This window comes from Streptomyces brevispora (genome assembly GCF_007829885.1).
Classification (GTDB): Bacteria; Actinomycetota; Actinomycetes; order Streptomycetales; family Streptomycetaceae; genus Streptomyces; species Streptomyces brevispora.
Genome location: NZ_VIWW01000001.1, coordinates 3375197 through 3401111 on the forward strand (window position 1 = coordinate 3375197; position 25915 = coordinate 3401111).

At 69.5% G+C, this 25915-nt stretch carries 26 protein-coding genes and 3 pseudogenes; 14 read left to right on the top strand and 15 right to left on the bottom strand.

What is annotated here, in order from left to right:
* Positions 1-154: 154 nt before the first annotated feature.
* The 5 genes from FHX80_RS15625 to FHX80_RS15645 form a co-directional block, all read right to left on the bottom strand.
* Positions 155-1126: an ABC transporter permease subunit gene (locus tag FHX80_RS15625; protein ID WP_244318282.1), complete on the bottom strand. Its 972-nt coding sequence runs from the start codon at positions 1124-1126 to the stop codon at positions 155-157.
* Entirely contained in the window at positions 1123-2025 is a 903-nt protein-coding gene (locus FHX80_RS15630) for an ABC transporter ATP-binding protein (RefSeq protein WP_145764735.1), read from the bottom strand. The genes FHX80_RS15625 and FHX80_RS15630 overlap by 4 nt, the downstream gene beginning before the upstream one ends.
* Entirely contained in the window at positions 2022-2432 is a 411-nt protein-coding gene (locus FHX80_RS15635; RefSeq protein WP_145764736.1) for a GntR family transcriptional regulator, read from the bottom strand. Before FHX80_RS15635 ends, FHX80_RS15630 begins: the two co-directional genes overlap by 4 nt.
* 119 nt (positions 2433-2551) lie before the next feature.
* On the bottom strand, positions 2552-3487 hold the full coding sequence (mshD, locus tag FHX80_RS15640; protein WP_145764737.1) for a mycothiol synthase: 936 nt from the start codon (positions 3485-3487) through the stop codon (positions 2552-2554).
* 106 nt (positions 3488-3593) lie between these two features.
* Positions 3594-3932, bottom strand: coding sequence for a PDDEXK nuclease domain-containing protein (locus FHX80_RS15645; RefSeq protein ID WP_145764738.1), 339 nt, complete (start codon positions 3930-3932; stop codon positions 3594-3596).
* 197 nt (positions 3933-4129) lie between these two features.
* Between FHX80_RS15645 and FHX80_RS15650 the strand changes: the two genes are divergently transcribed.
* A complete protein-coding gene (locus FHX80_RS15650) occupies positions 4130-6007 on the top strand; it encodes a bifunctional metallophosphatase/5'-nucleotidase (RefSeq protein WP_145764739.1) in 1878 nt (625 codons plus the stop codon).
* A 221-nt stretch (positions 6008-6228) separates the two neighbouring features.
* The gene (locus FHX80_RS15655) at positions 6229-7122 is read left to right on the top strand and encodes a phosphatidylinositol-specific phospholipase C (protein ID WP_145764740.1); all 894 of its coding nucleotides are present in this window, start codon (positions 6229-6231) and stop codon (positions 7120-7122) included.
* Between the two features lie 15 nt (positions 7123-7137).
* Here FHX80_RS15655 and FHX80_RS15660 read toward each other — a convergent pair whose 3' ends face one another.
* Together FHX80_RS15660 and FHX80_RS15665 are read right to left on the bottom strand one after the other, a co-directional pair.
* A complete protein-coding gene (locus tag FHX80_RS15660; protein WP_145764741.1) occupies positions 7138-8223 on the bottom strand; it encodes a cell wall protein in 1086 nt (361 codons plus the stop codon).
* A gap of 226 nt (positions 8224-8449) precedes the next feature.
* The gene (locus tag FHX80_RS15665; RefSeq protein ID WP_145764742.1) at positions 8450-8911 is read right to left on the bottom strand and encodes an ATP-binding protein; all 462 of its coding nucleotides are present in this window, start codon (positions 8909-8911) and stop codon (positions 8450-8452) included.
* 238 nt (positions 8912-9149) lie between these two features.
* On the opposite strand from FHX80_RS15665, the gene FHX80_RS15670 reads away from it, so the two are divergent.
* The 3 genes from FHX80_RS15670 (at position 9150) to FHX80_RS15680 (ending at position 10915) form a co-directional block, all read left to right on the top strand.
* Complete coding sequence (locus FHX80_RS15670; RefSeq protein ID WP_145764743.1) at positions 9150-10001, top strand: helix-turn-helix domain-containing protein; 852 nt, start codon at positions 9150-9152, stop codon at positions 9999-10001.
* A 13-nt stretch (positions 10002-10014) separates the two neighbouring features.
* A complete protein-coding gene (locus FHX80_RS15675) occupies positions 10015-10209 on the top strand; it encodes a DUF397 domain-containing protein (RefSeq protein WP_145764744.1) in 195 nt (64 codons plus the stop codon).
* Positions 10210-10501: 292 nt separating this feature from the next.
* Positions 10502-10915, top strand: coding sequence for a hypothetical protein (locus tag FHX80_RS15680; RefSeq protein WP_145764745.1), 414 nt, complete (start codon positions 10502-10504; stop codon positions 10913-10915).
* A gap of 205 nt (positions 10916-11120) precedes the next feature.
* On the opposite strand, the pseudogene FHX80_RS15690 reads toward FHX80_RS15680, so the two are convergent.
* The 3 genes and pseudogenes from FHX80_RS15690 to FHX80_RS15700 all read right to left on the bottom strand — a co-directional run.
* Positions 11121-11717, bottom strand: a pseudogene (locus FHX80_RS15690) (transposase); the annotation flags it as partial.
* A gap of 170 nt (positions 11718-11887) precedes the next feature.
* On the bottom strand, positions 11888-12274 hold the full coding sequence (locus FHX80_RS15695) for a hypothetical protein (protein ID WP_244318284.1): 387 nt from the start codon (positions 12272-12274) through the stop codon (positions 11888-11890).
* A gap of 323 nt (positions 12275-12597) precedes the next feature.
* A pseudogene (locus FHX80_RS15700) lies at positions 12598-12690 on the bottom strand (IS5/IS1182 family transposase); the annotation flags it as partial.
* A 91-nt stretch (positions 12691-12781) separates the two neighbouring features.
* Between FHX80_RS15700 and FHX80_RS15705 the strand changes: the two are divergent.
* The 3 genes and pseudogenes from FHX80_RS15705 to FHX80_RS15715 all read left to right on the top strand — a co-directional run.
* Complete coding sequence (locus tag FHX80_RS15705) at positions 12782-13336, top strand: hypothetical protein (protein WP_145764746.1); 555 nt, start codon at positions 12782-12784, stop codon at positions 13334-13336.
* A gap of 17 nt (positions 13337-13353) precedes the next feature.
* On the top strand, positions 13354-14235 hold the full coding sequence (locus FHX80_RS15710; protein WP_145764747.1) for a type 2 periplasmic-binding domain-containing protein: 882 nt from the start codon (positions 13354-13356) through the stop codon (positions 14233-14235).
* Between the two features lie 19 nt (positions 14236-14254).
* Positions 14255-14377: pseudogene (locus FHX80_RS15715) on the top strand (IS5/IS1182 family transposase); the annotation flags it as partial.
* A 497-nt stretch (positions 14378-14874) separates the two neighbouring features.
* On the opposite strand, the gene FHX80_RS15720 reads toward FHX80_RS15715, so the two are convergent.
* From FHX80_RS15720 to FHX80_RS15740, 5 genes are all read right to left on the bottom strand, one after another.
* Entirely contained in the window at positions 14875-16290 is a 1416-nt protein-coding gene (locus tag FHX80_RS15720; RefSeq protein ID WP_145764748.1) for a sensor histidine kinase, read from the bottom strand.
* Positions 16287-17018 (bottom strand): response regulator transcription factor, encoded by a 732-nt coding sequence (locus FHX80_RS15725; RefSeq protein ID WP_145764749.1) that lies wholly within the window; start codon positions 17016-17018, stop codon positions 16287-16289. Before FHX80_RS15725 ends, FHX80_RS15720 begins: the two co-directional genes overlap by 4 nt.
* A 125-nt stretch (positions 17019-17143) precedes the next feature.
* Positions 17144-18280, bottom strand: a complete 1137-nt coding sequence (locus tag FHX80_RS15730) for a S1C family serine protease (protein ID WP_145764750.1) — start codon at positions 18278-18280, stop codon at positions 17144-17146.
* A gap of 251 nt (positions 18281-18531) precedes the next feature.
* Complete coding sequence (locus FHX80_RS15735) at positions 18532-19584, bottom strand: LacI family DNA-binding transcriptional regulator (RefSeq protein ID WP_145764751.1); 1053 nt, start codon at positions 19582-19584, stop codon at positions 18532-18534.
* A gap of 24 nt (positions 19585-19608) precedes the next feature.
* The gene (locus FHX80_RS15740; protein ID WP_145764752.1) at positions 19609-20412 is read right to left on the bottom strand and encodes a response regulator transcription factor; all 804 of its coding nucleotides are present in this window, start codon (positions 20410-20412) and stop codon (positions 19609-19611) included.
* Positions 20413-20715: 303 nt separating this feature from the next.
* Between FHX80_RS15740 and FHX80_RS15745 the strand changes: the two genes are divergently transcribed.
* The 6 genes from FHX80_RS15745 (at position 20716) to FHX80_RS15765 (ending at position 25904) form a co-directional block, all read left to right on the top strand.
* Positions 20716-21612, top strand: coding sequence for an alpha/beta hydrolase family protein (locus tag FHX80_RS15745; protein ID WP_145764753.1), 897 nt, complete (start codon positions 20716-20718; stop codon positions 21610-21612).
* 55 nt (positions 21613-21667) lie between these two features.
* Positions 21668-21922 (top strand): MoaD/ThiS family protein, encoded by a 255-nt coding sequence (locus FHX80_RS15750; RefSeq protein WP_145764754.1) that lies wholly within the window; start codon positions 21668-21670, stop codon positions 21920-21922.
* 10 nt (positions 21923-21932) lie between these two features.
* The gene (locus FHX80_RS15755) at positions 21933-23588 is read left to right on the top strand and encodes a hypothetical protein (RefSeq protein ID WP_145764755.1); all 1656 of its coding nucleotides are present in this window, start codon (positions 21933-21935) and stop codon (positions 23586-23588) included.
* Between the two features lie 188 nt (positions 23589-23776).
* Positions 23777-24466: an LmeA family phospholipid-binding protein gene (locus FHX80_RS15760; protein WP_145764756.1), complete on the top strand. Its 690-nt coding sequence runs from the start codon at positions 23777-23779 to the stop codon at positions 24464-24466.
* Positions 24467-24806: 340 nt separating this feature from the next.
* Positions 24807-24914 carry a putative leader peptide gene (locus FHX80_RS36765; RefSeq protein ID WP_353962123.1) on the top strand — a complete coding sequence of 36 codons (108 nt, stop codon included), beginning with the start codon at positions 24807-24809 and terminating at the stop codon, positions 24912-24914.
* A 144-nt stretch (positions 24915-25058) separates the two neighbouring features.
* Positions 25059-25904, top strand: a complete 846-nt coding sequence (locus tag FHX80_RS15765; protein ID WP_145764757.1) for a sulfurtransferase — start codon at positions 25059-25061, stop codon at positions 25902-25904.
* Positions 25905-25915: the final 11 nt, after the last annotated feature.

Here is a 25915-nt window from a genome sequence, read left to right on the forward strand (position 1 = left end):
GGGTGAGCTCTGATCGGGCAGCCACGCCCTGGCGCGCACGCTTCCCGCGTTGTCGAAACGCCCTGGTAGCTCCGCTACGCGGGCCTTCCGACGCCTTGGAATCGCACGCACCGGACCGCGTCCGCCTTCCGATCGAAGGTCACCCGACAGGCTCTCAGTCGTGGCGGCGGCGCAGCACCCGGAAGGCGACGGCGACCAGAGCCGCTGCGACGACGAGCAGGATGCCGGTCTCGACGAGCTGGAGCGGCCAGAAGTGCGCGGCGGGGTGGTAGTCGAGATACTTCGAGGTGGCACCGTGGCGGGCCATGCACGCGTTGACGTCGGTGGCCTCGATGCAGGTGGCGTCGCCCAGCCGGGAGCCGCCATCGGTCATCCAGCCGACGGCGACGTCGGAGGCCGCCGACGGGTACCGGAACTCCGTCCCGAGGGCCGTGGTGTCCGTCCGCATCGGCCACAGTCCGCTGCGGACGGAGTTCATGACCACGGCCGCTGCGACGTAGGCGGCCGCGGTGACGGCCATCGCGGGCAGCGTGCGCCGGATCAGCACCCCGGCGAGTGCGCCGACGGCGAGGCAGAGCAGGGCGTAGCCCACGGGGGCGGGGCCCATCGCCCCGTACGCCTCCGGCTCGAACCACTGGGTCGCGTAGTTCGTGCCGCGCCCCCGGGACCAGGCCCAGGCGTACACGGCCGACAGGACGGAGACCCCGGCCACGGTGAGGACGGCGGGCACGGCGAGCTTCGCGGCCAGCCAGCGGGTGGGAGTGACGGACTGGCTCCAGGAGAGCCGGTAGGTGCCGTCCTCCAACTCCCGGCCGATCAACGGGCCGGCGACGAACAGGCCGATGACCGCGGGCAGGACCAGCATGGCGATGCCCGCGTACACGAGCAGCCGAGAGAAGTGCAGCTCGACGCTGAGGACATGGCGAACGGCGGTGCCGCAGCCCTGGACGGTGTGCCGGACCGAGCAGCCGGTGTCGGCGAAGGTGTCGGCGGCGTCGGACAGCACCCACCGGGCCACGGCCATCAGGGCGATCCCGGTGAGCGCGAGCGCCCCGGTGATCCACAGGGCGCGGCGGTGCTGGCGTACGACGATGCGGGCCGGGCCGCGCAGGGCGAGTGCGCTCATGCCGCGCTCACCGCCTCACGGGTCCGCGCGTCCGCGCTCGGCGTGAGCAGTGCGGGTGCCTCGGGGGAGCGGAGATGCGCCAGCAGCAGGTCCTCCAGCGATGGTTCGACGGTCTCCCAGTCGGCGGGGTCCACCGGGCCCTCCTTGCGGACGAGTGCGGTCAGCTGCCGTCCCGTGGTGCGGGATTCGACCACGGTGTGCGGGGCGAGGTCCCGCACGGGGCCGGTGAGCAGGGTGTGCGCGGCGAGCAGTTCGTCCGTCTCGCCAGCGAGGCGGATGCGGCCGCCGTCGACGAGCAGGAGATGGTCGCAGACGCCCTCCAGCTCGTTGAGGATGTGCGAGGACATCACGATGGTGGTGGCGTGCTCGGCGGCCTCGGCCATCAGGGCGCCCATCAGCTGGTGACGGGCGAGCGGGTCGAGGTCGGCCATCGGTTCGTCCAGCAGCAGGATTTCGGGCCGCTTGCCCAGTGCGAGGGCCAGGGCGAGCCGGGTGCGCTGCCCGCCGGACAGGGTGCGGACCTTCGCGGTCGCCGGGAGCGGTTCGGCGATGCGCCGGGCGGTGTCCCGGTCCCAGATCCCGGGGTTCAGTTCGGCGCCCGCCCACAGCATCTCGGCGACCGTCAACTGCGGGTACAGCGGCTTCTCCTGGGCCACATAGGCCATCCGGGTCCGGGCCCCGGCAGGTGTCGAGCCCAGCACCCGTATCGCCCCCTCGGTCGGCCGCAGGAAGCCGGCGGCGAGGGCGAGCAGGGTGGACTTCCCGGCTCCGTTGGGGCCGGCGAGCGCGCAGACGGCGCCCGCGGGCAGCCGGAACGAGCAGTCGCGCAGCGCCCACCCGCCGCCCCTGCTCCGGTACTTCATGCCGAGGCCGTCGGCCTCCAGCGCGGTCCCTGTCATCGTTCCTGGTTCCCCTCGAATGTGCTGTCCAGTACTGCGGTGAAGAGCGCGCTCACGTCGTCCTTGTCCAGTCCGGCCGCGCGGGCGCGGCGGGCCCAGTCGGCGAGTTCGGCGCGCAGCGGGGCGTCATCGGCCGCCGCAGCGCTGCCGAGGGTCCGGGTGACGAAGGTGCCCAGGCCGCGCCGGCCCTCCACGAGGCCTTCGCGTTCCAGCTCCCGGTAGGCCTTGAGCACGGTGTTCGGGTTGATGGCGGTGGCCTCGACGACCTCGCGTGCGGTGGGCAGCCGGTCACCGGGCTCCAGCAGACCCAGGCGCAGGGCCTGTTTGGTCTGCTGGACGATCTGGAGGTACGTGGCCACGCCGCTGCGTCGGTCGATGCGGAACTCGACCGCTGCGGACTCTGCCATCTTTCACCCTTTCACTAGTTGAGTAGTGAAAGGGTGACGTAAGGAAGGGGCGGCGTCAAGTGACGCCGCCCCGAGTGGGTGGCATCAACCGATGCCGACCCCGGACGAGTCGTGACCGCTCAGGACTCCGTGCGGTACATCAGGTCCACCTCGTGCGTGATGAAGCCCATCCGCTCGTAGACCGTCACCGCCGCGGTGTTGTCCGCGTCGACGTAGAGCATCGCGGTCGGCAGCCCCTCCGCGGCGAGATGGCGCAGCCCGATCGCGGTGAGCGCCTTGCCCAGGCCGCCGCCCTGCGCATCGGGCCGGATGCCGACCACGTAGACCTCGCCGAGCTGCTCGTCGGCGTGCACCTTCGTCCAGTGGAAGCCGATCAGCTCGGTGATGCCGTCCTTCTCGCGCTCGGCGAGGAAGAAGCCCTTCGGGTCGAACCAGGGCTCGGCCTTGCGGTCGTCGAGGTCGCGCTGGGTCAGCGAGCCCTGCTCGGGGTGGTGGGCGAACGCGGCGCGGTTCACGGCCAGCCAGGCGGCGTCGTCCTGACCGGGGACGAACGTACGGATGGAGACATCCGGCGGCAGTACCGGCTCGGCGATGTTCAGCGGACTCAACGGGCGTCGCAGCTGCCGCAGTTCGCGGAAGAGCGAGAGGCCGAGAACCTGCGCGAGATGGCGCGCCGCGGACCTGCCGCCGTGCGCCCAGGCCCGCAGCCGCTTACCGGTGGCGGCCAGCAGCGCCGCCCCGAGCGCCCGCCCGTGCCCGTGCCCGCGGTGCGAGGGATGCACGACCAGCTCGGCGGCCGGCGCCTCCACGGGGTCGGTGTCCTCCAGCTGCGCGTACCCGACCAGCACGCCCCCGGCGGTCAGCAGGAAGTGCCGCACACCTTCCCGGTGCCCGCCCCGCAACTGCAGCCGCCCCTGCTCGGACACGGCCTGCCTGCCGTCGGACCTGGCGGCCTCGGCGAGGAGCGCGAGGACGGCTTCCGCCTGCTCGGGGGAGAGGGTGTCGAGCGTCTGGATCTCGCGTCCGGGGGCGGGGAGGGGTACGTCAGTCGTCATGGGTACGAGCGTACGGGGGCGGGGACGGGCGGGGGGTGGTGCGGGGCGGTCCCGGGGACTTTCGGCGCTCGGCCGGTGGTGCGGTGCTCGACGCGTGGTGCGGCGCTCATCCGGTGGGGTGCGAGGGGGTCGGTACGCCGTCCGCGATGCGGGCGAGATCATCGGCGGCGGGCAGCGGCTCGCGCACCTTCTCCGGCAGGCCCGCGTAGGTGCTGACGGCCAGGGGCTGGTTGTGGCCGCGCAACGCGTACTCGACCATCGACCGGTCGCGGCTCTCGGAGATGAGGATTCCGATGGTGGGACCGTCGTGCTCCTTGTCCCGGACCAGGTTGTCGACCACCGGGACGTAGAAGCCCAGCTGTCCGAAGTGCTCGGGGTGGGCCTTGCGGGTGCATCCTCGAGATCCCGCTCGGAGGGCCGCCCGTCCAGCTCTGGCGAACGATATTTGTTCCGCATATGTGCGCGGTGACGTCCTTGCTCACATATATGAACGATATGCCTGAATGGCCCTTTTCTGATCAGGTGGCAACCAGTTCGTAACCCCGAACACCTGTCGCGCTACGCGCGTTGACTCTAGGCTGCGGCTCGCAGTCTCCGGACTTTTCATCTCTCAAACCTCCCGCTGAACCCACAAGGGGACCGATGTCAGCGACACCGCAGAAGAACCGCGCGTCCCGGCGGGTGCTCGCCGCCGCAGCCGGTCTTGCCACCGTCGGAGCGCTCGTCGCGGCCATGCCGGCCGGGGCGCAGGAGCGCGGGCACGGCAAGGACCACGGCCATCACGCGCCGGACCGGACCGTCGATGTGCAACTGCTGTCCTTCAACGACCTGCACGGCAACCTGGAGCCGCCGGCCGGCTCGGCCGGCATGGTCAACGAGACGCAGGCCGACGGCACGACGAAGGCCATTCCGGCCGGAGGCGTGGAATACCTCGCCTCCTCGCTGCGCACCGCGCGCAAGGGCCACCCGTACTCGATCACCGCGGCCGGCGGCGACATGGTGGGCGCGAGCCCCCTGCTGTCGGGGCTCTTCCACGACGAGCCGACCATCGAGGCGCTCAACAAGATCAACCTCGATGTGACGACCGTCGGCAACCACGAGTTCGACGAGGGCGCCACGGAGCTGGCCCGCCTCCAGAACGGCGGCTGCCACCCGGTCGAGGGGTGCTACGAGAAGGGCAAGAAGTTCAAGGGTGCCGACTTCCCGTACCTCGCGGCCAACGTGACGAGCGAGAAGACCGGCAAGCCGATCCTCAAGCCGTACACGGTGTGGAAGAAGAACGGCGTCAAGATCGGCTTCATCGGGGTGACCCTGGAGGGCACGCCGAACATCGTGACGGCCAACGGCGTCAAGGGCCTGAAGTTCCACGACGAGATCGAGACGGTCAACAAGTACGCCAAGGAGCTGGACCGCCAGGGCGTCAAGTCCATCGTCGCGCTGATCCACGAGGGTGGCCTGCCCGCCTCGACGTCGTACGACTACGACTGCGACAGCCCGGCCGCCGGTGACGGCATCTCCGGACCGATCACCGACATCGCCAAGGGCATCTCGCCGAAGGTCGACGCCCTGGTGACGGGCCACACCCACCAGGCGTACGTGTGCACCATCCCGGACCCGGCGGGCAACCCGCGCCTGGTCACCTCGGCCTCGTCGTTCGGCAAGCTGTACACGGACACGACGCTCACCTACGACCGTCGCACCAACGACATCGTGCGCACGGCGGTGAAGGGCTCCGGTACGTCGAAGTCCTCGAAGCACCAGCAGCACCCCGCGCCCGCGAACCCGGTCTCGACGAACCACATCGTCAACAGGGACCAGGCCCCGGCCACGGACATGACGGCCCTCATCGCGCGCTGGAACACCCTCGCGGCGCCGATCGCGAACCGGCCGCAGGGCTTCATCTCGGCCGACATCAACGGCCGCGGCTCCACGGCCCCGGAGAAGCCGCTCGGCAATCTGATCGCGGACGCGCAGCTGGAGGGCCTGGCCCCGGCGGACAAGGGCGGGGCGGTCGTCGCCTTCATGAACCCGGGCGGCATCCGTGCCGACCTGGTGTACAAGGCGTCGGGCAGTGAGGGCGACGGCGTGGTGACGTACGGCGAGTCGTTCACCGTGCAGCCGTTCACCAACATGATGAACGTCCTCGACCTGACCGGTGCGCAGCTCGTCAGCGCGCTCCAGCAGCAGGTCAGCGGCTCGAACGAGGCCAGCCCGAAGATCCTTCAGGTGTCGAAGGGCCTCACGTACACCCTGGACATGACGAAGTCGGGCGCTGCCCGGGTGGTCACCGACACGATTCTGCTGAACGGCGAGGCGATCGACCCCGCCAAGACGTACCGCGTCGCGATGAACGAGTTCCTGGCGGGCGGCGGCGACGGCTTCGCGGCTCTTGGCCAGGGCACCAACAAGCTGGTCGGCGCCTCCGACCTGGACCTGTTCAACGCCTACCTGGCCGCGCACTCCACGGCCGCCGCGCCGATGACGCCGCCGGCGACCGACCGGATCACGATCATCAAGTAGCTCCAGCCACGAGGGATCGTCCCTGCGCCCGAGCGCTCGGCCGCTCGGACCGAGTTCGAAAACCGACGGCCCGCCACGGGTCTTGAGTTCTAGTGGCGGGCCGTCGGCCCATCAGGCCGGTCCGGGCTGGTGAAATCGCCGCCATTGCCATCTGTTCCCCGTGACGTGCACCGGTCATAATCTGACGGCTGACCCCACACGGCACCCGGAGGCGTCCCCGCATGAGCCCGTACACAGCCAACCGCCGGAACTTCCTGGCCGGCGCACTGGCCGTCTCCGCCACCGCCCTCCTGGGCGCGGCCCCCGCCCATGCCTCGGCCCGCCAGGCCCTCACCACCCAGGACTGGATGAGCGGCATCACGGACGGCACCGCGTTGCAGCGGCTCACCATCCCCGGCTCGCACGACTCGGGCGCCCGCTACGGCGGACCCTGGACCGAGTGCCAGAACACCACGATCGCGGAGCAGCTGAACAGCGGGCTGCGCTTCCTCGACGTACGGTGCCGGATCACCGGCGGCTCCTTCGCGATCCACCACGGGGCCTCGTACCAGAACCTGATGTTCGGCGATGTCCTGGGCGCCTGCTGGGACTTCCTGGCCGCGCACCCCACCGAGACCGTGCTGATGCGGGTCAAGCAGGAGTACTCGCAGGAGAGCGACGCGGCGTTCCGGGCGGTCTTCGACGACTACCTCGACGGCAGGGGCTGGCGGCCGCTGTTCCACATCGACTCCGCCCTGCCCGCACTGGGCGGGGCGCGCGGCCAGGTGGTGCTGCTCGCCGACAACGGCGGTCTGCCCGGGATTCGTTACGCCGATCCCGGCCTCTTCGACATCCAGGACGACTACATGGCGGAGCCGTTCGCCAAGTACCCCAAGATCGCAGCCCAGTTCCGCAAGGCGGCCGGGCAGCCGGGCAAGCTCTTCATGAACTACGTCTCGACCGCCGCCCTGCTGCCGCCCCGGGGGAACGCGGACCGGCTCAACCCGCAGGTCCAGTCGTTCCTCGACGGCTCGGAGGCGTCCGGCTGGACCGGTCTCGGCATCGTCCCGCTGGATTTCCCGGCGACCCGGTCCGGGCTGGTGGAGTCGCTGATCCGGCACAACCCGGGGGTCTGAGCGGGGCGTTCCGGGTCACGACCAGGAGCCGACGGCGCGTGCGGCCCGTTTGACGGCGTAGGCGCACAGCCGGGTTCCGTAGAGGTCCAGGGCGTCGTCGGGATCGTCGTCGTAGTGGGTGGCCACTTCGTGCCACCGGTCCCACGCGTAGAGCCGGGCGTGGCGGCGGTCGTCGTCCGTGCGGTCCGGTTCGTCGGTCCGGCGGCTGTTCAGCCACTGCTGCCACTCCTCGTGGGCGGCGGGGTCGGCCGAGAGCTCGCCTTCCGGTGCGGCGGGCCGGTCCCTGGCGAGTGCGGCGGTGATGTACGCGGCCGGGCGTGCGGGGCGCCATCCGACGGCCATCCCGATGAGTTCGGCGGTGATGTCGTGGGCCTCCAGGCCCCGGTCGATCAGCGGACGCAGTGCGAAGGCCAGACGGCGCAGCCCCTCCGGCTGGGTCCAGCCGACGAGCGGCCGGACCTGCCGGGCGATGCGGACGTCCCGGGCGACCTGCCACGGGCTCCGGCGCGGCGGACTGCCGCTGTTGCCTCCCCTGTTGCGCGCTCTGGCCCTCGCGCGCGGCGCGCACGTGCGCGAGGTGTAGTTGAACCACCCGTCCGGATCAGCAGTCGGTACGTTGTGGTGCCGCCCAGGAGAATGGGGTGCAGGCTGCGGGCAACCATGCGTTCGGGAAGGCCTGTTGTCCGCAGAGTGTCGCTTCGTCCGGACGGCGGACTTCGCCGCGAGCGCCCGTCCCTCGTCCGTCACTCCGGCCACCCGGGCCCGGTACCCGGAGCCGTCGAGCCGGTGCCCCATCGCCTCGTCGTACGAGGCAGGGATCGTTGCTGCGTAGATCGTCGCCGTAGCGGTGTACGGGCGGCCGGGGAGCCGGAGGTTCTTCTTCGTGCCGTGCCGGTGCCACGCCAGTGCGCCCAGTTCCCGCAGCACCCGGACGTGACGTTTCACGGTGGCCGTTGACACCCCGCATCGAGCGGCTGTGCCTTCGAGGTCGTACAGGACGAAGCCCAGCCGGTAGTCCATCCTGGCTGCCAAGTCCTGGGCCACGGTCAGCGTCGTCTCTGTCGCGCGTGGGTGCAGACGGGCGCCGACCAGCCACGTCACGGCAGGCAGCCACGCCCGGGGCTGACTGTGCCGAGCGGACGTCGAGTCGACCTCTTGCATGGCGCGGGGAACGGGGGTCCATGCCGGATCCGGGCATGACGGAGGAGCGCAGCGCGAAGCCGCGCCGGTGGTGGTACGGCGCATGACGGTCCGTCGAGGTAGGCGCAGGCCGGGGGCGGCGGGTCGGATGGTCCGCCGCCCCCGCGTGTGTGGTGTGCCGGGACGGTTACGCCCGGCCGTCGTCGAGGACGGGCCGCCCAAGCGTGAACCAGACGACCTTGCGGCCGGGGTGATGCTCGCCTGCCGTGTTCGCTCCCCACGCGAGGGCGAGGCTCTCCACGATCATGAGCCCCCGCCCGCGCTCCTGTTCGGGTCCCACGCACAGTGCGTGCAGGAGCGGCGGAGCGGCGGGCCCGTCATCCGCGACGGCGACGGTGACCCGCTTGCGGTTGACGGCCACGTGGACGCGGATCAGAGGCGTAGAGGTGTGGCGGTGGGCGTTGGTGACCACTTCGGTGACGCAGATCTGCGCGTCCTCGACCAGGTCGTGGTGTCTGCTGACGCCCAGCAGTGAGGTGACGAAGTCACGCGCGAGTTTGGCCGCGCTGGCGGTGTTCGGCAGGGTGAGCCGGTAGGTCTCGCCGCCGAGCGGATTGCTGGGCCGGGGAGTTGTAGTGGCGTGGCTCATGTCGTTCTCCCAACGCGCTGCGGTCTGAACGGGTGTGTCGCTCGTTGAACGGTGGCAGTCGCCGTACGGGGCAACCCAGTTTTGTACGAATGCACTTCCGTTTTCCTGCGTGCCGATCCGGTGTAGGTACTACCGTAGAGATGTGTATCAAGTGTTGTGGAATTACTCATAACTAGAGCGCGAAATAGACCCCTTCGAGGGATGCAGCCACACTGGATTTCGACAAGAGGAGAGGCTGATGCCACCGAGGAAGCCCCCTACCGCGCGGCAGTGCCGACTGGGTGCGGAGCTGCGCAAGATGCGCGAGCGGGCCGGTTTGCTGCCCACCGAAGCCGCTGCCCTGTTGGGTACGGACCGCACCACGATCAGCAACACCGAGTCGGGGAGGTTCGGAGTGAGCGGCACGCGCGTGCGTACGTGGGCCGCTGCCTACGCCTGCCCCGACGCGGCTTACATCGACGCGCTTGTCGATATGGCTGAGGAGCGGATAAAGGGGTGGTGGGAGGACTACCGCGGTGAACTCTCAGTGAGTGCACTCGACCTGGCGGAACTGGAGCACCATGCGGCCGGTTTCCGGTCCGTGCAGATCATGCATATGCCCGGGTTGCTCCAGACCGAGAGCTACGCACGTGCTGTCTACGCGGAAGCGCTTCCTGCGCCGACCCCAGCCGGTCTGCGGCGGAGGCTGTCGCACCGACTCAGGCGGCGGGACGTTCTGGACCGTCCGGATCCTCCCACGTGCGTCTTCCTGATCCATGAGGCGGCTTTGCGGATGCAGTACGGAGGGCGCAAGGTCGCGGTCGGCCAGCTCGACCACCTGTTGAAGGAGTCGGAGCGGGACAATGTCACGGTGCGAGTGATCCCGTTCTCGGCGGGTGGCTTCCCGAACTCTGGGAGTTCCACCCACTATGTCTACGGTCCGGTCGCGCAGCTCGACACGGTGCAGACGGACACGCCGAGTGGCTCCGGCTTCGTGGATGCCGAGGCGCGTCTTCTGACCTTCCGTGCGGTGCTTGACCGGACGGAAGGCCGATCACTCGATCCGCAGAGTTCAAGAGACTTCATCAAGGAAGTCGCAGAGCAAGTATGAAGGCGTGAGAACCATGGATATTCAGTGGCGAAAGTCGTCCAAGTCCGCCGATGCCGACGGCGACAACTGCCTGGAGCTCGCTGAGAGTGAAGGGGAGATCCTCATACGGGAAAGCGACAACCCGGATGTGGTCGTCCGTACGACCCGCGTGAAGCTGCGGGCGTTCCTGGGCGGCGCGAAGGCCGGCGAGTTCGATGACCTGGCGTAGCTGACCGCGTCTCGTCCGTTTCGGGTGGCTCCCACCGGCGCAGGGTGGGGCCACCCGTTCTGCTGCCTGTCGTGTGTGGAAGGTCTGTCGTCTCACTCGTTAGACGTCAAACGCTTGATACGCATCAGCATCACGCACTAGCTTGGTCGCGTGGCCACGGGATGACTCCTTGGCCGCCAACACCTCTGGGCCCTGTGCGGGTTGGGGGTTCTGAGGGGCCCTCTCTGCTCGTCGCTCGTCACGCCGGTTGCGAGCAGGGAGGTCTGTTGTGTGAGCGTCAGGAGGCGACGTGTTGAGCGTTCCCGAACCCGCGGCCCCCGCCGCGCAAGCGTTCTGGTGTGAGCGGGTCACGTTCCGGACGATAGAGGCGGACGAGATCGCGGAGGTCCGCCGCTCGTCCACCCCGAGGCCGGCGGACGCGATCCGGCAGATCCGGGTGGACGTTCGCTCACTGGCCCCCGAGCTGCCGCCCCTGGAGCGGCACCGGGCTCTGAGCTGGGTCGACGGCGGAGGCTGCATCGGTGCTCTCGGGGCCCTGCATCGGGGGGAGCCCTGCGGATTCTCGCTCAGTCATCGCGGTACGTGGATCGAGTGGACCGTTCGCCCCTACGCGGCCATCCATGTCGGCGGCAGGACCCGACTCCCCGTTCTCGGGGGCGGGGTCGGCACCGCTCCCGTTGTGGCGTGCACCCGTGATCATGCGTGAGCCGGCCCCGCGCGGCGCGGGGCCGAGGGGAACCGCGCGGCGGGTGTTGGCAGGCGGTGGCCGACGCTGATCGCGCATGACTGCTGTCAGTGGAGAGCTGGGCAAGGCGGTTACGGTCGCCCGGTGAACGCGACGCTGACCACGCAGGAAGCCGCGGATCTGCTGGACATCAGCCGACCGGCGTTCGTCAAGATCCTTGATGAGGGCGAGGTGCCCTATTCAGCTGGCCGTTGGGCGGGCGTCTGCGTCCGGTGGTGACCCGGGGGCCGACGCCCGTGTAGGCGCGGTCGGCCAGGATGGGGACGCCCTGGCGTTCGCAGATCCGGATGATCCGGTGGGTGCGGGCCGCGGTCAAGTCGTGACACCGGCCGGGCAGGGCCGGTGAGATCCACAGGATCTGGCCGGCCGGGTCGGTCACGACCTGCACGTTCACGCCGTGGCGGCGGTGCTTGTGCGAGTAGTCGGCCTGGCCGTCGCCCACGCGGTCGCACTCGGCGAGCGTCCCGTCGAGCAGCACGTACTCCGGGTCGGTCTCACGCAAGACCTTCAGCAGGCCCGGGGACCGGTCGGTCAGGAGGTCGATGACCGCGGTGGTGTAGGCGTGGGCGGTGCCGACCGATATGCCGAAGGCCGCGGCGATCTGGGCCAGAGTGTCGTGCTTGCGCAGGTACACCAGAGCGACGAGCGCGCGTTGGTGCGGCGGGAGTTTGCAGCGGCGTTCACCCTCGCGGGTGACGATGAGCATCGTGACCCACTCGACCAGCGCATGAGGCAGGTCGAGTGCGGCAGGACAGGGAACCAACGAGGCACCAGCACTGATGAGTTGAGACTTCGAACATCTCCCTCAACGGCAACGGCACGGTGTGAGTACCAGTACTCAAGTCTGGTACTCACCACGCAGGTCAGGACAACCGCCTCGCGAATTGCGGGACGTGCTCCGAATCCGGGACCAGGGCCGTCAGCCGGATCGATTCAGGAAACGTGGCTCACCATGTAGGCGGTGCCTACCCCGTCTTCCTCGGGTGAGTCCGCCTGGATCGCGAGACTCGGCCCGGCTGTAGTGAAGTCGAACCCTTTCGTCATCGGCTGCGTGCAGTCGACGCGTTCAGCTGTCCTGGCGGCGCCTGAGGAGACCGTGAAGGTGACCGAGCCCTCCCCTGCACACGCCACCTCTACCCGCAGGGCCGTGCCGGACTCGATGGTCTCGTCCAGGTTCTGCCCGGGCACTGCGAGGGTTCCCGCCGAGACCAACCCCTTCTCGTCCGACTCCAGGCGCTCCGCCATGCTGAGCAAGTTGCGGGCCTCCTCGTTCAGCTGCTCCCTGCCGGACCGGGAGGGCGGCTGCACTATGGGAGCCACGGTGGAACTCGCCGCCCTCTCGGGCTGCGAAGCCTTGGACGCCGGAGGCGAGTCAGAACAGGCGGATGCCATGCCGGTAATCAGCGCGACGGCAGTCAGAGCACTGCCCGTGCGGCGGGTGAAGCGGTACAAGAGGTCCCCCGAAGTGCACTCAGAAGCCAAACAGGTGTACAGAACAAGGTGATCATCCCGTGTGGACACTCGCGTCACCCCTGCGGTCTGGGCATCCGCACCAGATTGGTACACAGGTGCGGCGTGCTTCTCCCGCAAGAGGCTGTCCCATACTGGCCGCAGCCATCCCGGGCGCGACGGCGATGTGGGGTGAGAGTGTCGTGACGGTGCAGGTACTCGAGTGCGACGACAGCCCGTTGGTGCGGTGAGAGCTTGCAGCGGCGGTCACCCTCGTGGGTGACGACTGCTCCCTCAACGGTACGGGAGAATACGATCATTGGCACCGCTCTCGCCGCTGTCGTCCTCACTGCCGTCTCTCTGGGCATGTGGCGGGCCGTGGCACTCGGAGCCGACGGCATCGCCGCAGCGGCTCTGATCCTGTCCGCGACAACTTTGCTGTCTTCGGCGATCATCGCTTATCTGGCAGCGGCTTGGCAGAAGCAGAGCGACCTTCTCCTTCCCGCCTGGCGACCGACAGTCGTCGCACTCGCGATAGCTCTCTGCGCCACTCTCGTCTTAGGAACGATCGGCCAGAGCTACTATGCGAACCAGCCGGTCGACGTCACCGAGAAGATCAAGTGGCCTACCGATCCCGACAAGTGGAGGCCGACTGAGAAGGCGACGCTCACTGTCCCCAAGACCCTGGACCGCTTGGCCGTGCGCGTCCTGTTGATCGATCTCAACCCGGGTATTGGTGACTGCAGTGAGTCCAGGTTCGATGTCCGGCGCCTTGGTGCCGCCCGCCCCACGAATCCCGTCAAGTCGGATGGAACGGTTGAAGTGGAGGTGCCGAAGGGAATCCGGCGTCTCGAAGTTGTGCTGACCATATATCCCCAGCGCAACTGTGAGCTGTCCCCACACATTGAGACAGCTGTTTTCCATCAGAGTTGAACAGGGAGAGCGAAGCCATGATCGTACGCTTGCGCCACAGGCGCACCCTGGCGGCCTCTGCAGTCCTTGCATTGTTGGTCGTGGAACTTTCGGGATGCCACGGTGGCACCTCTGAAGAACCTCTCCCGAAAGATCATTCACAAATCCTTGTGGGAGTCAAGAACAACCAGCCAGGCCTGAGTCAAACCCTGCAAGGGGAAACTTTGGCCGAAGGATTCGAGCCGTCCCTGGCGGAGAAACTAATTCCTCCGTACAAGTCCACGCAAACGATGCTGAACGCCGACACCTGGCGGGAATCCCTGCGAGGTAAGAGAAGCGACATAGCGTTTTCGTCGATTTCGGTGAACGATTCCCGAAGAAAAGAGAGGTTCATCTTTGCCGGGCCATACCTCAAGTCACCCCTGGGTGCCCTCGCCTTGAGGGGGAAAAAGGTAGAACCGAACACGCTTCGCAAGCTTAATGTGTGCTACGTGAAGAATACTACGGCCGCAAAACTAGTAGAAGATGAACGGAAGAACGATGTCTCCATCGGGGGTATTCAGAAAGATACCACCCAAGGTTGCCTGGATGCACTCTTAAACGCGGCAGACATCTTTCTGTCGGATGAGGTCATCCTGGTCGGCCTGATCGAGCACCCGGACAAGGGGAAATCATCTCCATATAAATTAATTGATGAATCGAGTTTGCGCAACGCATCCGATCAATCATACGGCATCGCGTTACGGTCACAGGAAAAGCCGCTTTGCAGGAAGTTGAGCCAGAAGCTGAACAAGGTTCTGCAGAATCCCACAAACGAGTGGGCAGAAATCTTCAGAAGTACAGTCGCCAACGGGAATTATACCGTCGACGAGGCTATCAAGTTCAAGCCCGACGGGGTCAACCCGGAATGGTGCGAATAAAAGTGGTCCGAGTGATCGGACCAAGGCGTTCGTGATCCTGAGCGGCACCCTCCTGCCGATCGACCGGATCGCCGCCGACACTCCGTACTACTCCGGGAAACGCAAGCGCCACGGCATGAACGTCCGGGTCCTCACCGATCCGTTCCGCAGCAGAACCCAGGGGATCAGTTGTCCGAGTAACACGACGTCGTCCGGCCAGGGATCGACCCCGCGGGCTCGTCCACGGCGGGCCCCATGTTCGCCGCGTTTCATGGCGAGCTGGTCCCGCACCCGTGGCGCGACCCTGAGTCCGAGCATGACGCTTACCAGCTGTTCCACCAGCGGTCGGTGGCCATGGGCCGGCTCGACGAGCAATCGAGCGCCGCAGGAGACGAACGCGCGTCCAGGGTGTCCGCGGGATGTTGCCACCATCCTGGACCAGCGGCAGATCGTACGACACGGAGGAGCTCCGTCGGCTCCGCACGACGACTTCAGCCCATCCAGGCACGCCGACAGGCCACAAGGCGCATGCCCGTCCGGCTTGACCTGCGCACCCAGACCACCCGGGATGCCGGCCGTGACTCCCGCCCATGCCCGACGGGATGGCATTCGGCTTCCGGTGTGGGGTCGTAATTCACCCGACAGGCTCTGAGGCCGCCCTCACCCCCGCGGCGCGTCCGGCGGCGGCTGCGGGGCACCCGGGAGGCGGATCGCGGCTTCCGTGCCGCCGCCCGGTGCCGGGAGCAGGACGATCTCGCCGCCCGCCTGCTGGACCGTACGTGCGACGATCGACAGGCCCAGGCCGGAGCCGGGGAGCTGGCGGGCGGACGGGGAGCGCCAGAAGCGCTCGAAGACGTGCGGGAGTTCGTCGGCGGGGATACCGGGGCCCCGGTCGCGGACCGTCAGTTCGCCGCTGTGCAGGCCGACGTCGATCGTGCCGCCCGCCGGGCTGAACTTGACCGCGTTGTCCAGCACGTTGACCACCGCCCGCTCCAGCGCGGCCGGTTCGGCGCGTACGTACCAGGGGTCCAGGTCCGCCGTGATGGTCAGCTCGGGGCCGCGCAGACGGGCGCGTTCCAGGGCGGTGCGTGCGATGTCGTGGAGTGCGACCACCTGGAGCGGGCCCGGGCCGGCGGCTTCCGGGCGGGCCAGTTCCTGGAGGTCGCCGATGAGCGAGGCCAGTTCGGTCATCTGGGCCTTGACGGAGGACATCAGTGCCTTGCGGTCGTCCGGCGGGATGGCGCGGCCGGTCTCGTCGCTGCGGGCGAGGAGCTCGACGTTCGTGCGGAGCGAGGTCAGCGGGGTGCGGAGCTCGTGGCCCGCGTCCGCGATGAGCTGCGACTGGCGGTCGCGGGACGAGGCCAGCGCGGCGGTCATCGAGTTGAACGAACGGGAGAGGCGGGCGATCTCGTCCTCGCCCGCCACCGGGATGCGGACCGTCAGGTCCTCGGTGCGGGCGACGTGCTCGACGGCCTCGGTGAGTTCGTCGACCGGGCGCAGCCCGGAGCGGGCCACCCACAGACCGGCGGCGCCCGCGCCGATGACGCCGATGCCGGAGACGATGAGGAGGACCAGGGCCAGTTCGTTGAGGGGGCCGTTGACCTGGTCCATCGGCATGGCAACGGACACGGCGAGGCCGGGCGGGCTGTTCGGCGGGCCCGGGCGCGTGTAGACGCGCATCTCGGTGCCGTTCTTGGCATCGGTGGTGTGGACGGCGCTGTCGCGCAGTCCGGCGGCGACCGCACGGTCGGCGGTCTGGATGGGGATCGCGGACTTGTCCGGCTGGGTGCAGGGGTCCGTGCCGGTCGCCGAGACCAGCTGGAGTGTGTACGGGGTGAGCAGGCGGACGTCGGTGGGCAGCCGGCCGGTACAGCCCAACTGGAGCCACCGGATGTCCTCGATGGTCGGTTTGACCTGGCTCAGGGTCGTGTCGAGCTGTTCGGTGAGCCGGTCACGGGTGGTCACCCAGCAGGCCGCCGCGACGGCCGCCACCGCCACCGCCACCGCCGTCGCGACCAGCAGCGCGAGCCGCGAGCGGAGCGGCAGGGCGTGGAGGCGGTGCAGGGGCCCCGTCATCCGTCCCCACCACCCGACCGCAGCGCGTACCCCACACCCCGCACCGTGTGGACGAGGCGCGGTTCGCCGCCCGCCTCCGTCTTGCGGCGCAGGTACATCACGTACACGTCCAGGGAGTTGGAGCTCGGCTCGAAGTCGAAGCCCCACACCGCCTTCAGGATCTGCTCGCGGGTCAGCACCTGGCGCGGGTGCGCGAGGAACATCTCCAGCAGGGTGAACTCGGTGCGGGTCAGCTCGACGCGGCGGGTGCCGCGGCTGACCTCGCGGGTGGAGAGGTCCATCCGGAGGTCGGCGAAGGCCAGCACGTTGTCGTCGGGCAGGTCGCCGCCCGCCGCGGCCGCGTACGAACTGCGGCGCAGCAGGGCCCGGATACGGGCGAACAGCTCGTCCAGCTCGAAGGGTTTGACCAGGTAGTCGTCGGCGCCCGCGTCGAGTCCGGTGACGCGGTCGCCGACGGTGTCGCGGGCGGTGAGCATCAGGATGGGCGTGGTGGTGCCCGTGGCGCGGATGCGGCGGGCGGCGGTCAGCCCGTCCATCCGCGGCATCTGGATGTCGAGGACGATGAGATCGGGATCGTACGACTCCGCCTTGGTGAGGGCGTCGAGACCGTCGACGGCGACCTCGGTGCCGTATCCCTCGAACGCGAGACTGCGTTGCAGGGCCTCGCGCACGGCGGGCTCGTCGTCGACGATCAGGATGCGCTGCGGATCGTCTTCGGCGGGGCTCATCGCTGCTTCGTCCTCTTCTTCGCGTCTGGGGCGGGGTGCGGATGCCGGGTGCTGGTGGTTCTCAGCCTCGCACGCTCGTGGCGCGTCGGCGTCGCGGCTCCCGGACCCGGCCCCGCGCGCCGCCCTCAGGAGCTGTTGCCGGCCCGCAGGGTGCCGAGGTCGGCCTTGAGGGTGTTCACCGGGATGGCGAAGCCGAGGCCGACGCTGCCCGCGCCGGAGCTGTTCGAGCTTCCGGAGGAACTCGCCGAGTACATCGCGGAGTTGATGCCGATGATCTCGCCGTTCATGTTGATCAGCGCGCCGCCGGAGTTGCCCGGGTTGAGCGAGGCGTCGGTCTGGAGGGCCTTGTACGTGGTGGTGGAGTTGCCGGTGTCGCCGTTGAACTGCTGACCGCCGAACTCGAACGGCCACTGCTGTCCGCCGCCCTGACCGCCCTGCCCCTGGCCGCTGTCGCCTTCCTTGGCGACCGTGACGTCCCGGTCGAGCGCGGACACGATGCCGCTGGTGACGGTGCCGGTGAGGCCCTCGGGCGAGCCGATCGCGACGACCTGGTCGCCGACGGCGACCTTGGAGGAGTCGCCGAGCGTGGCCGTCTTCAGCCCGCTCGCACCCTGGAGCTTGATCAGCGCGAGGTCCTTGTCGGGGTCGGTGCCGACGACTTCGGCGGTGTACGTCTTGCCGGTGCTGAGCGTCACCTTGACCGGGGAGGAGCCCGCGACGACGTGGTTGTTGGTGACGATCTCGCCGTCGGAGGTGATGATCACGCCGGAGCCGGTGGACTTGCCCGCGGTCGACGTCGCGTTGATCTCGACGATCGTCGGCGACAGGGCCGCCGCCACGCCGGAGACGGTGCCCTTGCTGCTCTGCGAGACGGTGGTGCCGGGGATGATGCCGCTGCCGGTGCTGTTGGTGCCCTGGTCGGTGAGCTGCCCGATCACGGTGGCGGTGCCGCCACCGACGACCGCCGCCGCGATGGCCACCGCCGCGAGGAGCGCGACCGGGCGGCGGGCCCGGCGCCGGGACGCGGGCGGCTCGGGCGCGGGCTGCGGCAGCCCGGGACTGTGGAGCCCGTCACCGCCGCCGTGCCCCGAACCGCCGGTGTGCCCGTCGGCCGCTCCGGGGGCGGGCCACATGGTGGTTCCGGGGCCCGTGCCGACCGGCTGCGCGGGCTGGTATGACGGCGGCGGCGGGTAGGCCGCGTCGCCGTTGCCGTACGAGGGGTACGTCGGGTACTCGCCGCTCGGGCGCTGGCTCTCTGTCATGTCTACGAGAGTGTCCAGCGAAGATGAGAGGAGCGTGAGTACGCCCTGAGAAGCCCGGCAGAACCTCGTATGCCCGATATAAGGACCGGTCGCACGGGCTGATCACGGACCGGACGCACGGGACTGATCACGGACCCGGCGCACGGCCCGATCGAGAACCGGGCCCACGGCCCAAGCGACCGGCCCACAACCCAAGCGACCGGCCCACAACCACGCGACCGGTACAAGCCCTACGGCGACCGGTACAAGCCCTACGCGAGCGGCGCCCGCGCCGCCGTGGGTTCACCGCAGCCGCACGAGCGCCGCACCACCAGCGCCGAGGGGAACTGCTTCAGCCGCTCCCGCCGCGAGCCCGACACCCGCAGCGAGTCGTCGAGCACCAGGTCCACGGCCGCCCGCGCCATCGCCGGGCGGTCCGAGAAGACCGTCGTGAGCGGCGGATCGGTCAGCCCGGCTTCCTTCACGTCGTCGAATCCCGCCACCGCGAGCTCGCCCGGCACATCGATCCGCAGTTCGCGCGCGGCCCGCAGCACCCCGATGGCCTGGTCGTCCGTCGCACAGAAGATCGCCGGGGGACGGTCCGGACCCGCGAGGAGACCCAGCGCCACCCGGTAGGCGTCGTAACGGTTGTACGGGGCCTGGAAGAGCCGGCCCTCTGTCGATCGCCCCGACTCGTGCATCGCCCGGCGCCAGCCCTCGACGTGGTCGGCGACCGGGTCGCCGACCACCGGGGTCGACTCCACACCGCCGAGGCACGCCACGTACTCGTTGCCGTGTTCCAGCAGGTGACGGGTGGCGAGTTGGGCGCCGCCGACGTCGTCCGTGACGACCGCGACGTCGTCGATCGCCTCGGGCCGCTCGTGCAGCAGCACGACCCGGGCGTCCCACGCCTCTATCTCGGCCGCGGCCCGCTCGCTCGGGCCCTGGCTGACCAGGATCAGTCCGGACACCCGCATGCCGAGGAAGGCCCGCAGATAGTGGACCTCGCGCTCGTCGCGGTAGTCGGAGTTGCCGACGAGCACCATTTTTCCGCGCTCGGCGGCGGCCTGTTCGACCGCGTGCGCCATCTCCGCGAAGAACGGCTGCCGCGCGTCCGGCACGATCATCCCTATGAGATCGGTCCGCCGTGAGGCCATCGCCTGGGCGACCCGGTCGGGCCGGTAGCCCAGCTCCTTGATCGCGGCGAGTACCCGCTCGCGCGTGGCCGGGGCAACCGGCCTGGGTCCGTTGTTGATGACGTAGCTGACCACCGCGGTCGACGTCCCCGCCAGTCTTGCCACATCGTCCCGCGTCACCTTGGCCACGCGCGGCAGTCTACGCGGATGGACCTACCTCTTGGCAGGCCGGACCGGGGCTTCTCCCGAGACGTCGGTTACCGCCGGCTGCTCCGAACGGGTGAGGGGTTCGGCGGCAGCCTTCGCAGCTGCCGCTTTGGCCTCCTCGGCGGCCGCCCGCTCCACCTTTTCCGGTGCGACGAAGCGGTATCCCACGTTGCGTACCGTGCCGATGAGCGACTCGTACTCGGGGCCGAGCTTGGCGCGCAGCCGCCGGACGTGTACGTCGACCGTCCGCGTGCCGCCGAAGTAGTCGTAGCCCCAGACCTCTTGGAGCAGTTGGGCACGGGTGAAGACCCGTCCCGGGTGCTGCGCCAGATACTTGATCAGTTCGAATTCCTTGAAGGTCAGGTCCAGGACCCGGCCCTTGAGCTTGGCGCTGTACGTTGCCTCGTCGATCGACAGATCGCCGTTGCGGATCTCCATCGGGGAGTCGTCGGAGGTGATCTGCTGCCGGCCGGTGGCCAGTCGCAGCCGCGCCTCGACCTCGGCCGGCCCCGCCGTGTCCAGCAGCACGTCGTCGATCCCCCAGTCCGCGGTGACGGCCGCGAGGCCGCCCTCCGTGACGACGAGGATCAACGGACAGCCGGGTCCGGTGGACCGCAGCAGCTGACAGAGCGAGCGGACCTGAGGCAGGTCGCGCCGTCCGTCGACGAGGATGACGTCGGCACCGGGGGTGTCGACGAGAGCGGGGCCTTCGGCGGGCGCCACCCGCACGCTGTGGAGCAGGAGGCCGAGCGCGGGAAGCACCTCCGTCGACGGTTGGAGGGCATTCGTCAGGAGCAGCAGTGAAGTCATCGCCGCCCACCTGCCTGGGTCGTCGGTCGATGATCGTGCACGGTTGGCTCGCCCATTACGTCGGTCCTCCTCGTTCCCTGCGAGAGGGGCACTCCCGGGCGGGGCCCGGGGGAGTATGTGGCACTGCTTCGTACGCTTATTCGTGTTGTGCCGTATGACGTTTCGTCATACGGGTTTTACGGTTGCGGCCCCGCGCCCAGGACCGCTGAGCTTGTTGAAACGTCGCCGTAACAACGCGCGGAAAGCACAAAAGGACCCGGGGGCTGCATTGCCCGGATCCTCTTCCACAGGAGAATAGCCCACATGAGTTCTGTGTCCGAGGGGCGATTTCGGAGTTCCTCTGTTCCCTTGATCACGCGCGGGCCGTCGCGGACCACGTTGCGGGCCGATGACGGGGTCCGGATCGAGGCGGTGTACGACCCGTGTACGGCGGATGACGGCGTGGGCACGGAGACCGGCGACGCCGGTACGGCGATCGTCGTCGCGCACGGTTTCACCGGTTCGGCGGACCGCCCCGCGGTTCGGCGTGCCGTGGAGGTGTTCTCCCAGCGTGCGGCGGTGATCACGTTCTCCTTCCGGGGGCACGGTGGCTCCGGCGGACGGTCCACGGTGGGCGACCGCGAGGTGCTGGACCTGGCGGCGGCGGTGGCCTGGGCACGGTCGCTCGGGCACCGGCGTGTCGTTACGGTCGGGTTCTCCATGGGCGGTTCCGTGGTGCTCCGGCACGGGGCGCTGTATATGGATCCCGTGGCGGACGGCGAGGGCGCCAGGGCCGTTCCGGTGCGCGGGGGGCGCACGGAAGCGTATGTGGAGGCGCACGCGGATGCGGTGGTGTCCGTGAGTGCCCCGGCCCGGTGGTACTACCGGGGTACGGCCCCGATGCGTCGCCTGCACTGGGTGGTCACCCGTCCCGCCGGCCGGCTGGTCGGCCGGTACGGCTTCGGGACCCGGATCGACCGCAACGACTGGGACCCGGTCCCGCTCTCCCCGGTCGCGGCGATCCCGCGGATCGCACCGGCGCCGCTGCTGATCGTGCACGGCGACAAGGACCCGTACTTCCCGCTCGACCACCCGAGGATGCTGGCCGACGCCGCGGACGGGGCCGCTGAGCTCTGGCTGGAGCGCGGCATGGGGCACGCGGAGAACGCGGCGGACGAGCCCCTGCTCATCCGCATCGCCGACTGGGCGACGAGCCGATGACGCGGTGAACGATGATGGACAGCCGACGCGAGACGAGACGAGAGGAGCCGCCGCCATGCCTGCGGGAACGATCCGGTTCTGGGCAGCCGCCAAGGCCGCTGCCGGAACGGCGGAGGAGTCGTACGCCGCTGCGACGCTCGAGGAGGCGCTCGACGCGGTGCGCGAGCAGCACCCCGGCGAGCTGACCCGAGTGCTGCAAAGGTGTTCGTTCCTCATCGACGGTGACCCCGTCGGGACCCGGAGCCATGAGACCGTACGCCTTGCCGAGGGCGGCACGGTCGAGGTGCTCCCGCCGTTCGCAGGAGGGTGAACCGCAGAACATGAGCAGCAGCGATCAGCAACATCCGTACACGCATCAGCCGCATCAGCCGCAGGAGCCGTACGGCCAGGAGCCGCAGCCCCCGCAGCCCCCGCAGCCCTCGTACGGGCAGCAGCAGCCGTACGTGGATCCGGCCGATCCGTCGTACGGCGGGCAGGCATACGGTGACCAGACGTACGGAGGCGCGGGCTACCCGGATCCCGCGTACGGGCAGCAGCAGCCCCACGGCGGTCAGCCGTACGGCGAACCCTCCCACGGGCAGCAGGCTCCCCACGCGGGCGACGCGGCCCCGTACGCACCGCAGGCGCCGCAGGGCACGTACGAGCCGCAGCAGGCCGCACAGCAGCCGTACCGGGCCGCGCACCAGACCCACCAGGCCGTACAGCAGCCGTACGAGCCCCAGCAGGCGCAGCAGCCCCACCAGGCTCCGCAGCACCATCAGCCGCACTCAGCCCCACAGCCCCACCAGGCTCCGCAGCCGCACCAGGCTCCGCAGCCGCACCAGGCTCCGCAGCCGCACCAGGCTCCGCAGCCGCACCAGGCCCCGCAGCCCCACCAGGCTCCGCAGCCGCAGCCCGGGGACGACTGGCCGGCCCGGGAGCAGGGTGTCGCGCAGACCTGGGAGGGCCAGACCTGGGACACCCAGTACCAGCCGACCATCCAGCCGAGGCGGCAGCCCGCGCAGCCGGTGCAGCCGGTGCGGGGCGCCGAGCCCGACGGCCGGCCCGTCCAGCCCGCCGTAGACGCCGCCGGTCTGCCGCCGCGGGGCGCGTCCGGCGCGTACCCGCTGCCCCCGGAGGTCCGGGCGGCTCCCGCCGCTCACGCTCCGGCGGCCGCCTCCGCCGACGCCGCGCAGGCCGACAACGGGTACAGCGCGCCCACCACACTGGGCAACAGCCGCATCACGGACGCCCAGCGCGCCCGCGCCGAGGGCCGTTCACCGATCATCGCGCCCGGGATGCAGCCCGCCGCGATCACCGCGGGGCTCGGGCTGCTGCTCGCGCTCGGTGCGGCCGTGGGCTCATACGCCCTGGTCGTTCCGCTGGTGCTGCTCCAGGCGGTGACCGCGGCCGGATGGTTCCGGCTCAACGGCATGTGGCCGGCCCGACAGGGCATCGCGCTCGCCTTCGCCGGTGGCTTCGTCGCCGACGTGGTGCTGCTGGCCGCGGGCCGGGAGAACGGCCCGGCCGCGATCCTCGGCACGCTCGGTGTCTGGGTGCTGCTCACCGTCGTACTCCAGCTGCGCAGCCATGCGGGCGCCGACGAGCGGATGCAGGGGCTGATGGCCACCGTCGCCTCGGCCGCGCTCGCGGTCCTGGCCGCCGGGCACCTCGCGGCCGTCCCGGACGCCGTGACGGTCGGCGGGGTCGCCGTCGCCCTCGCGGTGCTCGCACGGGCGCTGCCGCTGCCCGGACCGGCTTCCGTCGGGGCGGCGCTGATCGTCGCCGCGGGCGCCGGTGCCGCTGCGGGCGCCGTCACCGATCTGGGGGCGAAGGGTGCGCTGCTCGGCCTCGCCGCCGGTGTCTGCGCGCTGATCGGGCTGCGGGTGGCCAGCTATGACTACCCGTCACGCTTCGTGCACATGACCGCCGGAGTGGCCCTGCCGCTCACCGCGGCCGCGCCGGCCGTGTACCTGATCGGCCGCGCGATCTCGTAACCCGCAACCCGTAACCGTCACGTCTCACGCGTCTCGCGCGTCACATGCGTCACAGTCGGGCCGAAGCCCCCCGTCGGGGAACCGGTGGGGGGCTTCCGCTCGTCGATCACACGGGGTGTGGCGTGTGGCCGCAGTAGGCTCACGGGCGCCACGGGTCCGAACGGACGCGGGTGGGGGAGAGAACGGGCATGCGTGCGCTGCGAATACTGCTGGTCTTCGTCGTGATTCTGGGCGGCGTGTTCATCGCCGTCGACCGTGCGGCGGTGTATTTCGCCGAGTCGCTGGTGGCGGACCGGGTGAAGGTCTCCGGGGCGGAGATCGGCTCGACGGACGTCTCCATCAAGGGCTTTCCGTTCCTGACCCAGGTCGCCGGATCGGAGCTCGACGAGGTCGACGTGAAGATCAGCGGCATCGAGACCAGTGCGAACGGCCGCAGTCTCCGGATCAACAGGATGAACGCCGAACTGCACCAGGTGCGGCTGACCAACGGCTTCTCCGGCGTCACCGCCGCACGGGCGACCGGCACGGCCGTCGTCTCGTACGAGGACCTCACCAAGGCGGCCGGCGAGGACGTCGCCATCGAGTACGGCGCCAACGGCAAGGTGAAGGTGACCGGCGCGGTCACCGTGCTCGGCCGCACGATCTCGCGCAGCGTCCTGTCCACCGTCAGCTTGACCGACGGCCACACCGTCCGGTTGCACGCCGACAAGGTGCCGGGCGAGGGAATCCCCGGCCTCGAGCGCGTGGTGCGCGAGAGGACCGACTTCGAGCGCGAGATCGGCGGACTGCCGAGCGGCCTCAAGCTGGAGACGATCCGGCCGACCGCCGCGGGCCTCGAGATCTCGGTGACGGGCACCGACGTCGCACTCGCCGGATAGTTTCTCGCCGGACAGCTCCCGCTGGACAGCTCCCCGCCGGACAGCATTCGCCGGACAGCTCCCGCCGCGCGACAGGGCGGCGGCCCGGTGCTCGGGGCCCGCACGCGGTCTCCGGCGCGCTTCCGTAGCCCCGCGTCACATCACGTCACATCAGGTCACAGCCCCGGGCCGCATACTGAGACGGTCGTGTCCGTTCCGTAGATGCCCGACGGGCGGCCCGCTCCGGGAACCCGCCCCGGAGCGCGCCGGATCCGTCTCGTATCTCGCATGGTGGATGATCGTGTCTCATTATGTGACACAACGGTGACATGTCCGCCCGTACGTCCCTACGATCGGTCCCATGCAGTGCTCTATTAGCGGTCTCCCACAGCGGGGACGGGCGGATCTCACGAAGCGGCGGGCAGTGGACCTGTGCCGTGTCGCCGCCATGCTCTGTCGCACTGTCTGAGCGGGATACGTCGATTTCCCGCATTCCCGGCCCTTCGACCATGCGTCGGGGCCATCCCGATGCCCCTGTGCACGCGCCGAACCCGCGCCCCGTACATCCGCATCCCGCACCAACTCGCCGCAGACTGCCCCGGAGGAGAACACAATGAGCCGCAGTGACGTCCTGGTCGACGCCGACTGGGTCGAGGCCCACATCGACGACCCGAAGGTCGCCATCGTCGAGGTCGACGAGGACACCTCCGCGTACGAGACGAACCACATCAAGAACGCGATCCGGATCGACTGGACCAAGGACCTCCAGGACCCGGTCCGCCGCGACTTCATCGACCAGGCGGGCTTCGAGGAGCTGCTGTCCGGCAAGGGCATCGGCAACGACACCACGGTCGTCCTGTACGGCGGCAACAACAACTGGTTCGCGTCCTACGCGTTCTGGTACTTCAAGCTCTACGGCCACCAGGACGTCCGCCTGCTCGACGGCGGCCGCAAGAAGTGGGAGCTCGACGCCCGCGAGCTGGTCGACGGCGACCAGATCCCGTCCCGTCCGGCCGCCGACTACAAGGCCCAGCCGCAGGACGAGTCGATCCGCGCCTACCGCGACGACATCCTGAAGGCGATCGGCAACCAGAACCTGGTCGACGTGCGGTCGCCCGACGAGTTCAGCGGCAAGCTGCTCGCCCCGGCCCACCTTCCGCAGGAGCAGTCGCAGCGCCCCGGCCACGTGCCGAGCGCCCGCAACATCCCGTGGTCGAAGAACGCCAACGACGACGGCACCTTCAAGTCGGACGAAGAGCTGAAGGCCCTCTACGAGGCCGAGCAGGTCGACCTGGCGAAGGACACCATCGCCTACTGCCGTATCGGCGAGCGCTCCGCGCTCACCTGGTTCGTGCTGCACCAGCTGCTCGGCCAGGAGAACGTCAAGAACTACGACGGCTCGTGGACCGAGTACGGCTCCCTCGTGGGCGTGCCGATCGAGCTCGGCGCCAGCAAGTAGCTCTTCGCGCG

Bases quoted from the DNA above. Each gene is read 5' to 3' on its own strand.
- mshD (WP_145764737.1), bottom strand. From the start codon at position 3,487: ATGACGACTGACGTACCCCTCCCCGCCCCCGGACGCGAGATCCAGACG.
- FHX80_RS15655 (WP_145764740.1), top strand. From the start codon at position 6,229: ATGAGCCCGTACACAGCCAACCGCCGGAACTTCCTGGCCGGCGCACTG.
- FHX80_RS15670 (WP_145764743.1), top strand. From the start codon at position 9,150: ATGCCACCGAGGAAGCCCCCTACCGCGCGGCAGTGCCGACTGGGTGCG.
- FHX80_RS15630 (WP_145764735.1), bottom strand. From the start codon at position 2,025: ATGACAGGGACCGCGCTGGAGGCCGACGGCCTCGGCATGAAGTACCGG.
- FHX80_RS15650 (WP_145764739.1), top strand. From the start codon at position 4,130: ATGTCAGCGACACCGCAGAAGAACCGCGCGTCCCGGCGGGTGCTCGCC.
- FHX80_RS15745 (WP_145764753.1), top strand. From the start codon at position 20,716: ATGAGTTCTGTGTCCGAGGGGCGATTTCGGAGTTCCTCTGTTCCCTTG.
- FHX80_RS15710 (WP_145764747.1), top strand. From the start codon at position 13,354: ATGATCGTACGCTTGCGCCACAGGCGCACCCTGGCGGCCTCTGCAGTC.
- FHX80_RS15720 (WP_145764748.1), bottom strand. From the start codon at position 16,290: ATGACGGGGCCCCTGCACCGCCTCCACGCCCTGCCGCTCCGCTCGCGG.
- FHX80_RS15750 (WP_145764754.1), top strand. From the start codon at position 21,668: ATGCCTGCGGGAACGATCCGGTTCTGGGCAGCCGCCAAGGCCGCTGCC.
- FHX80_RS15755 (WP_145764755.1), top strand. From the start codon at position 21,933: ATGAGCAGCAGCGATCAGCAACATCCGTACACGCATCAGCCGCATCAG.
- FHX80_RS15625 (WP_244318282.1), bottom strand. From the start codon at position 1,126: ATGAGCGCACTCGCCCTGCGCGGCCCGGCCCGCATCGTCGTACGCCAG.
- FHX80_RS36765 (WP_353962123.1), top strand. From the start codon at position 24,807: ATGCAGTGCTCTATTAGCGGTCTCCCACAGCGGGGACGGGCGGATCTC.
- FHX80_RS15635 (WP_145764736.1), bottom strand. From the start codon at position 2,432: ATGGCAGAGTCCGCAGCGGTCGAGTTCCGCATCGACCGACGCAGCGGC.
- FHX80_RS15675 (WP_145764744.1), top strand. From the start codon at position 10,015: ATGGATATTCAGTGGCGAAAGTCGTCCAAGTCCGCCGATGCCGACGGC.
- FHX80_RS15725 (WP_145764749.1), bottom strand. From the start codon at position 17,018: ATGAGCCCCGCCGAAGACGATCCGCAGCGCATCCTGATCGTCGACGAC.
- FHX80_RS15730 (WP_145764750.1), bottom strand. From the start codon at position 18,280: ATGACAGAGAGCCAGCGCCCGAGCGGCGAGTACCCGACGTACCCCTCG.
- FHX80_RS15765 (WP_145764757.1), top strand. From the start codon at position 25,059: ATGAGCCGCAGTGACGTCCTGGTCGACGCCGACTGGGTCGAGGCCCAC.
- FHX80_RS15665 (WP_145764742.1), bottom strand. From the start codon at position 8,911: ATGAGCCACGCCACTACAACTCCCCGGCCCAGCAATCCGCTCGGCGGC.
- FHX80_RS15740 (WP_145764752.1), bottom strand. From the start codon at position 20,412: ATGACTTCACTGCTGCTCCTGACGAATGCCCTCCAACCGTCGACGGAG.
- FHX80_RS15760 (WP_145764756.1), top strand. From the start codon at position 23,777: ATGCGTGCGCTGCGAATACTGCTGGTCTTCGTCGTGATTCTGGGCGGC.